Genomic DNA, 6,979 nt, shown 5'->3' with positions numbered 1-6,979 from the left:
CCGGGCGCCCTGGCCGCGCAGCGACTCCGCACACCCCTTGCCCACGTCGCCGTAGCCGCACACCAGCGCGGTCTTGCCGCCGATCAGGACGTCCGTGGCGCGGTTGATGCCGTCGACGAGCGAGTGACGGCAGCCGTACTTGTTGTCGAACTTCGACTTCGTCACCGCGTCGTTCACATTGATCGCGGGGAACAGCAGGGAGCCGTCGCGCTGCATCTCGTACAGGCGGTGGACACCCGTCGTGGTCTCCTCCGTCACACCGCGGATCTCCGAGGCGAGCTGGGTCCACTTCTGCGAACCGTTGGAGATCGTGTCGTTCAGGAGCTGGAGGATGACGCGGTGCTCGTCGGACTCGGCGGTGTCGACCGAGGGGACCTTGCCGTCCTTCTCGTACTCGACGCCCTTGTGGACGAGGAGGGTGGCGTCACCGCCGTCGTCCAGGATCATGTTCGGGCCGCCGGTGGGGGTGTTCGGCCAGGTCAGTGCCTGCTCCGTGCACCACCAGTACTCCTCGAGCGTCTCGCCCTTCCAGGCGAAGACCGGGATGCCCTGGGGGTTGTCCGGCGTGCCGTTCGGGCCGACGGCGATGGCCGCGGCGGCGTGGTCCTGCGTGGAGAAGATGTTGCAGGAGGCCCAGCGGACGTCGGCGCCGAGCGCGACGAGGGTCTCGATGAGGACGGCCGTCTGGACCGTCATGTGGAGGGAGCCGGTGACGCGGGCACCGGCGAGCGGCTGGGCGTCGGCGTACTCCTTGCGGATCGCCATGAGGCCGGGCATCTCGTGCTCGGCGAGGGTGATCTCCTTGCGGCCGAACTCGGCGAGGGAGAGGTCGGCGACCTTGAAGTCCTGGTCCTGTCGGTTGGCGACAGAAGTCATAAGTGAGCTGCTCCTCGGTGCTGTTGCAGTCGGTCGAGGTGGGCTGACGTGCCTGCCCGCGGGACGGGCGGTGCACGCATGGCTGACCTGCGGCGTCCTGGGACACACGTGTCCCCTGGTCGTTCGCAGCGCAGTCCGTCGGAGGCCCTCTCTCCCTCGGCCGACCCGGCGTGCGGGCCGCCCGACCGCCATCAGCAGCGACGTCTGGCTCGGTACAAAGCTACACCGATCGGCCCAGCCGAACCCACCCCGCCTCTCGATCCGGCCGCATCCGTTCCGGATCGACCCTCCGTGGAGGGAGGGCCGGGCATGTACAGGGATATATGACAACGGACTAGCTGATCCGGGACCTTTGAACCGTCGGCGCTGTGCGTATGTGTTGCACCATGCTGAGATAGCCGCAAAGAATTGCGCGCTCCTGCACGGAACGCTTGAAGGAGAGCCACGTGACCAGTCCGGCCGACCCCCACGCGGGCGGAGGGACCGTCGAGCAGCAGAAGAAGTTGAGGCTGCTCGCGGTGACCGCATGTCCGACCGGCATCGCGCACACCTACATGGCGGCGGAGAAGCTGCAGCAGGCGGCGGATGCCGCCGGCATCGACATGAAGGTGGAGACGCAAGGGTCCATCGGGGCCGAGAACGTTCTGACCGACAACGATGTCAAAAACGCCGACGGCATCATCATCGCCGCGGACAAGGACGTCGACCGCGCCCGGTTCGCAGGTAAGCGGGTGCTGTCGGTCGGTGTGTCCGAGGGCATCAGCCACCCCGAGCAGTTGATCGAGCGCGTGCAGAGTGCGCCCGTGGCCGGTGCGGAGGGCGGCGGGGCGCAGGAGGCCGCGGCGTCCGGCGGCAAGGAGCGCAGCGCGGCGTACAAGGCGCTGATGAACGGCGTCAGCTTCATGATTCCGTTCGTCGTCGTCGGCGGTCTGCTGATCGCCGTCTCGCTGGCGATCGGCGGTCACGCGACGCCGGACGGGATCCAGATCCCCAAGGACACGTTCTGGTTCAACGTCAACGCGCTCGGCACGCTCGGCTTCAAGCTGATGCTGCCGATCTTCTCCGGCTACATCGCCTTCGCGCTCGGTGACCGGCCGGCCCTCGTGCCGGGCATGATCGGCGGCTTCCTCGCCGCCGACGCCAGCATCTACGGCTCCGACGCCAACGCCGGTTTCCTCGGCGCCATCGTGACCGGTTTCCTCGCGGGTTATCTCGTCCTTGCGATTCGTAAGGTCAAGGTCCCGAAGGCCATCCAGCCGATCATGCCGATCATCGTGGTCCCCATCGTGTCCACGCTGGCCGTCGGCCTCGCCTTCATCTACATCCTCGGCGGGCCGATCTCCTGGGTGTTCACGCATCTCACCGACTTCCTCGGCGGGATGACCGGGTCGAGCGCGGTGCTGCTCGGTGCGCTCATCGGTCTGATGATCGCGTTCGACATGGGCGGGCCGGTCAACAAGACCGCGTTCCTGTTCGCCGTGGGTCTGATCGGGACGAACAACGCCGTCATGGGTATGGCCGCCGCCGCGATCCCGGTGATGCCGCTCGGTCAGGGCCTGGCCACGCTGATCCGCCGCAAGCTCTATACGCAGCAGGAGCAGGAGGCCGGTATCGCGGCGCTGTTCATGGGCTGTTTCGGTATCTCGGAGGGCGCCATCCCGTTCGCGGCGGCGCGCCCGGCGCAGGTCATCCCGGCGAACATGCTGGGTGGCGCGGTCGCCGGTGCGATCGCCGGTCTCCTGGGGGTCGAGGACTCGGTCCCGCACGGTGGTCCGATCGTCGCGGTGTTCGGCGCGATCAGCGGTCTCGCCTGGTTCTTCCTCGCGATCGTCGCGGGCACGGTGGTCACCGCCGTGACGACGAACGCGCTCGTCGGCGTGAGCAACCGCCGCGCCGCCGCCAAGCAGGCCGCGGCCGACTCTGCGGAGCCCGCCGGGGCCGTCGCGTCCGGTGCCGTTCCGGCCGTCGCCGCCGAGAGCGCGCCCGAGCCGGCCCACGCCACGGCGACGGTCGCCTCCGCGTCCGCGAGCGGATCGCTCCAGGCGGCCACGGCGACCGCCACCGCCTCCGGTGCGGCGGAAGCCGAGGCGGTCGAAGCGGCCGACGAGGCGCACACGGCCCCGGATCAGGAGCCCGAGGTCCTCTCCGGCTACCTCACCGACCGGACCGTCAAGGTGCAGCTGGACGCGCAGGACAAGGAAGCCGCCATCCGCGAGCTGGCGGACCTCGCCGCCCGTACCGGCAGCGTCTCCGACGCCGAGGAACTCGTACGGACCGCGCTGCGCCGCGAGGAGCAGGGCACGACCGGGCTCGGCGAGGAGATCGCCATCCCGCACGCCAAGACGGACGCGGTGACCGCCCCGGTCGTCTGCTTCGCGCGGTCCGCCGAGGGCATCGAGTGGGGCTCGCTCGACGGCACGAAGGCCAAGCTCGTCTTCATGATCTCGGTGCCGGAGGCGGCCGCGGGCGACGAGCACCTGCGGATCCTGGCGCTGCTGTCGCGCAAGCTCATGGACACGGACTTCCGGGCGCGACTGCAGGCGGCGCCGGACGAGGCCGCGATCCTCGACGTACTCGCCGAAGTGCAGTAGCGGCAGCCGTCGACGCGCAGACGTGAGGGGGCCCGGCCGAGATTCTCGGCCGGGCCCCCTCACGTACGGAAAGAAATGCTCAGTGCTCCGCGGCGGGCGTCGGGCCGCCGGGGCGGGCATCCGGGTCGGAGCCCTTCGCGGCCTCTGCCTCGCTGTAGATGTCGGGCTCGAGGTAGATGACGCGGGCGATCGGGACGGCGGCGCGGATGCGGGCCTCGGCTTCGTTTATGGCGCGGGCGACCTCGGTGGCCGTGTCGTCGTGCTGCACGGAGATCTTCGCGGCGACGAGGAGCTCCTCGGGGCCGAGGTGGAGCGTGCGCATGTGGATCAGGCCGGTGACGGTGTCGCCGTCGACGACGGCCTTCTCGATCTTCGCGACCTCGTCGGCGCCCGCGGCCTCGCCGAGCAGCAGCGACTTGGTCTCCAGGGCGAGCACGATCGCGATGGCGATGAGCAGGATGCCGATGCAGAGGGTGCCGATGCCGTCCCAGACGGCGTCGCCGGTGGCGAGGGTCAGGCCGACACCGAACAGCGCGAGGACCAGACCGATGAGCGCGCCGAAGTCCTCCAGGAGGACGACCGGCAGCTCAGGCGCCTTGGCGCGCTTGATGAACTGGCCCCAGGAGAGCTTGCCGCGCAGCGCGTTGGACTCCTTGATGGCCGTACGGAAGGAGAAGCCCTCGGCGATGATCGCGAAGACGAGGACGCCGACCGGCCAGTACCAGTGCTCCAGGTCGTGCGGGTGGGCGATCTTCTCGTAGCCCTCGTAGACGGCGAACATGCCACCGACCGAGAAGAGGACGATCGACACCAGGAAGGCGTAGATGTAGCGCTCGCGTCCGTACCCGAAGGGGTGTTGCGGGGTCGCCTCGCGCTGCGCCTTCTTGCCGCCGATCAACAGCAGGAACTGGTTCCCGGAGTCGGCGAGCGAGTGGACGGCCTCGGCGAGCATCGACGAGGAGCCACTGAAGAGGAACGCCACGAATTTCGCTACCGCGATCGCGAGGTTGGCGGCGAGTGCCGCCACGATCGCCTTGGCTCCGCCTGAAGCACTCATGTCGTTCCTGGTGTCCTTTCGAGGTTCTACGTACGTCCCGTGCGCGGTGGGTCATTGTTGCAGCACGGGACGGCGCAGATGTCTCTCAGGCCACTACCGTCGCGCGGAAAAACGTGCCGGAACCGGACACATTCACCTTTTCTCCCGCCGGTACGAAGGCGGACTCGCCGGGTGCGAGCGCGAGCTCGCCGGCCCGGACGGTGCCCGCCGTGCAGAGCAGGATCTGCGGCGTCGCGGCCGTCAGGTCGTGGTCCGCGCCGCTCTCGGGCAGGACGAAGCGCGAGAGGCGGAACTCGTCGATGGGGGTGTCGTAGACCTCTTCGCCGTCCGCGGAGGCCTCCGGGCGCAGCACGCCGGGGTCGGTGGCCTCGAAGCGGACGATGCGCAGCAGTTCGGGGACGTCGACGTGCTTGGGGGTGAGTCCGCAGCGCAGCACGTTGTCGGAGTTGGCCATGATCTCGACGCCGAGGCCGTCGAGGTAGGCGTGCGGGACGCCGGCGCCGAGGAACAGGGCTTCCCCGGGCTGCAGTTGGACGTGGTTGAGCAGCATGGCCGCGATGACGCCGGGGTCACCCGGGTAGTGGTGGGCGATGCCCGCGTACGCCTCGTAGGCCCCACCGATGCGCTGGGCGGCGGCCGTGGCGTCGATGACGGTGCGCTCCATCTCGGCCGGGTCCGCGCTCAGTACGGCGGTGAGGACCTCGCGCAGCGCGGCCTCTTCGGGGTGGGCGCGGAGCAGGTCGACGTACGGCTTGAGGCTGTCGACGCCGAGGCCTTCGAGGAGTCCGGCGGCCTCCTCGGGCGCGCGGAATCCGCACAGGCCGTCGAACGGCGTGAGGGCGCAGATCAGTTCGGGCTTGTGGTTGGCGTCCTTGTAGTTGCGGTGCGGGGCGTCGATCGGGACACCGCGCTTCTCCTCGTCCTCGTAACCCTCCTTCGCCTGCTGGAGGTTGGGGTGCACCTGGAGGGAGAGGGGGGCGCCCGCGGCGAGCAGTTTGAGGAGGAACGGGAGGCGGGGGCCGAACTTGTCGACGGCCGCCGTGCCCAGTTCGTCGGCCGGGTGCGCGTCGATGACTTCGTTGAGCGGGCCGCGCTCGGTGCGCGAGGGGGCGCCGGGGTGGGCGCCCATCCACATCTCCGCCTGCGGCTCACCGGTCGGCGCCACGCCGATGAGCTGCGGGATGGCGGTGGTGGAGCCCCAGGCGTAGGGGCGGATGGTGTTGCTGAGGCGGTCCATGAGGGGCTCTTTCGGTACGCGGTCCAGGACGGGGCGGCCGGGCGCCGTCGGCCGGCCGGGGACAGGGTCGGTCCGGGTCAGGCCCGCGAGGCGAGGCCCAGGTAAACGGCGGCGAAATCCGTGACGGCGATCAGCTCCGCGAGGGTTTCGAGGTCGCTGCCCTCCTCCGGTTCCAGCTCGCTGATGGCGGTGTCGTGCGAGAGCGCGAGTTCGCGGGCGGCGGGCGCGGCGGTGAGGCCGCCCGTGGGCCGGTCGCGCAGCAGGACGACGCGGGCGCGCAGCGCCTGGACCTCCTCGACGCGGTCGCGGAAGAAGTCGTCGGGGTCGGCGCCGCCTGCCATGTCGCCGGTGAGGAGCGCGCCGTGCGCGGGCATCGCCTCGGGCAGGTCGGCGGCGAGCGCGGGACGCCCGGCGAGCTCGGCGAGCGCGGCGGCGAAGCGGCGGCCCGCGGGGCCCGCGGCGGCGCCCTCCGTCCAGATCAGCGGGAGCGCCTCGGCGAGCTCGGCGGCGAGGGTCTTGGCCGGGTTGCTGTACGTGGCGATGGCCGGGCCGCAGCGCTCGGCGACCTGGTCGAGGCGGTCGGCGACCTTCTCCAGCGTCTCCGGCTCGGCCGTGAGCAGGCCCGTGCGGTCGAGCAGCGCGAGGAGGGGCGTGAGCAGCGCCCAGAGGGCGCCCGGGGCGGAGGCGGCCGCGGGTTCGTCCTGCTCGTACGGGGCCGTGGCCATCGGTACGGACAGGCCGTGCGCCACCGCGACCGACTCGGTGAGCGGGGCGCCGGAGGGGCAGACGGCGACGGCTGTGACGCCGCGCCGGTACGCCTGCTCGACGAGGAGGGAGAGGCTGGGCTCCGAGCCGTCCGGGGTGGCGATCAGGAGGAGGTCGACCGAGCCCGCCCAGCCCGGCAGCTCCCAGCGCAGCGCGCCCGCCGCGGGGGCCACGCCGGTGGGGCGCAGGCGGACGACCGGGCAGGCCGCCCCGGCGAGGCGGCCGATGAGCTCGGCGACGCCCGCGGCGGCCGTGCCGGGGCCGGCGATCAGGACGGCGCGGGGGCGGCCGTCGGGCTTCAGCTCGGCGATGCCGGCCTCCGCCGCGTGCCGGGCCGCCGTGCGGACGCGGGCGCCGGCCTCGGCGGCGCCGCGCAGCAGGCCGCGGTGGTCGGCCGTGGCCAGCGCGTCCGGGTCGTCCAGGAGCGTTTCGTCGAACATGGCGTCGGGCCTC

5 protein-coding genes are annotated in these 6,979 nt (G+C 71.2%); 1 reads left to right on the top strand and 4 read right to left on the bottom strand.

Features of this window, described 5'->3' with window-relative positions:
- The coding region (locus ACY34M_RS26740) for an adenosylhomocysteinase (RefSeq protein ID WP_462721064.1) at positions 1–876 on the bottom strand (876 nt) is incomplete at its 3' end.
- Between the two features lie 446 nt (positions 877–1,322).
- Between ACY34M_RS26740 and ACY34M_RS26735 the strand changes: the two genes are divergently transcribed.
- On the top strand, positions 1,323–3,467 hold the full coding sequence (locus ACY34M_RS26735) for a fructose-specific PTS transporter subunit EIIC (protein ID WP_462721063.1): 2,145 nt from the start codon (positions 1,323–1,325) through the stop codon (positions 3,465–3,467).
- Between the two features lie 79 nt (positions 3,468–3,546).
- On the opposite strand, the gene ACY34M_RS26730 is transcribed toward ACY34M_RS26735, so the two are convergent.
- From ACY34M_RS26730 to ACY34M_RS26720, 3 genes are all read right to left on the bottom strand, one after another.
- Positions 3,547–4,524 carry a cation diffusion facilitator family transporter gene (locus ACY34M_RS26730; protein ID WP_462721062.1) on the bottom strand — a complete coding sequence of 326 codons (978 nt, stop codon included), beginning with the start codon at positions 4,522–4,524 and terminating at the stop codon, positions 3,547–3,549.
- An 85-nt stretch (positions 4,525–4,609) separates the two neighbouring features.
- A complete protein-coding gene (gene manA / locus ACY34M_RS26725; RefSeq protein ID WP_462721061.1) occupies positions 4,610–5,761 on the bottom strand; it encodes a mannose-6-phosphate isomerase, class I in 1,152 nt (383 codons plus the stop codon).
- A 77-nt stretch (positions 5,762–5,838) separates the two neighbouring features.
- Positions 5,839–6,966, bottom strand: a complete 1,128-nt coding sequence (locus ACY34M_RS26720; RefSeq protein WP_462721060.1) for an SIS domain-containing protein — start codon at positions 6,964–6,966, stop codon at positions 5,839–5,841.
- Between the last annotated feature and the right edge of the window lie 13 nt (positions 6,967–6,979).

The sequence above is a fragment of the Streptomyces sp. EDA2-14 genome (assembly GCF_054963755.1).
The sequence above is the reverse complement of the archived record's forward strand: the minus strand, read 5'-3'. Positions and strand labels throughout refer to the sequence as shown.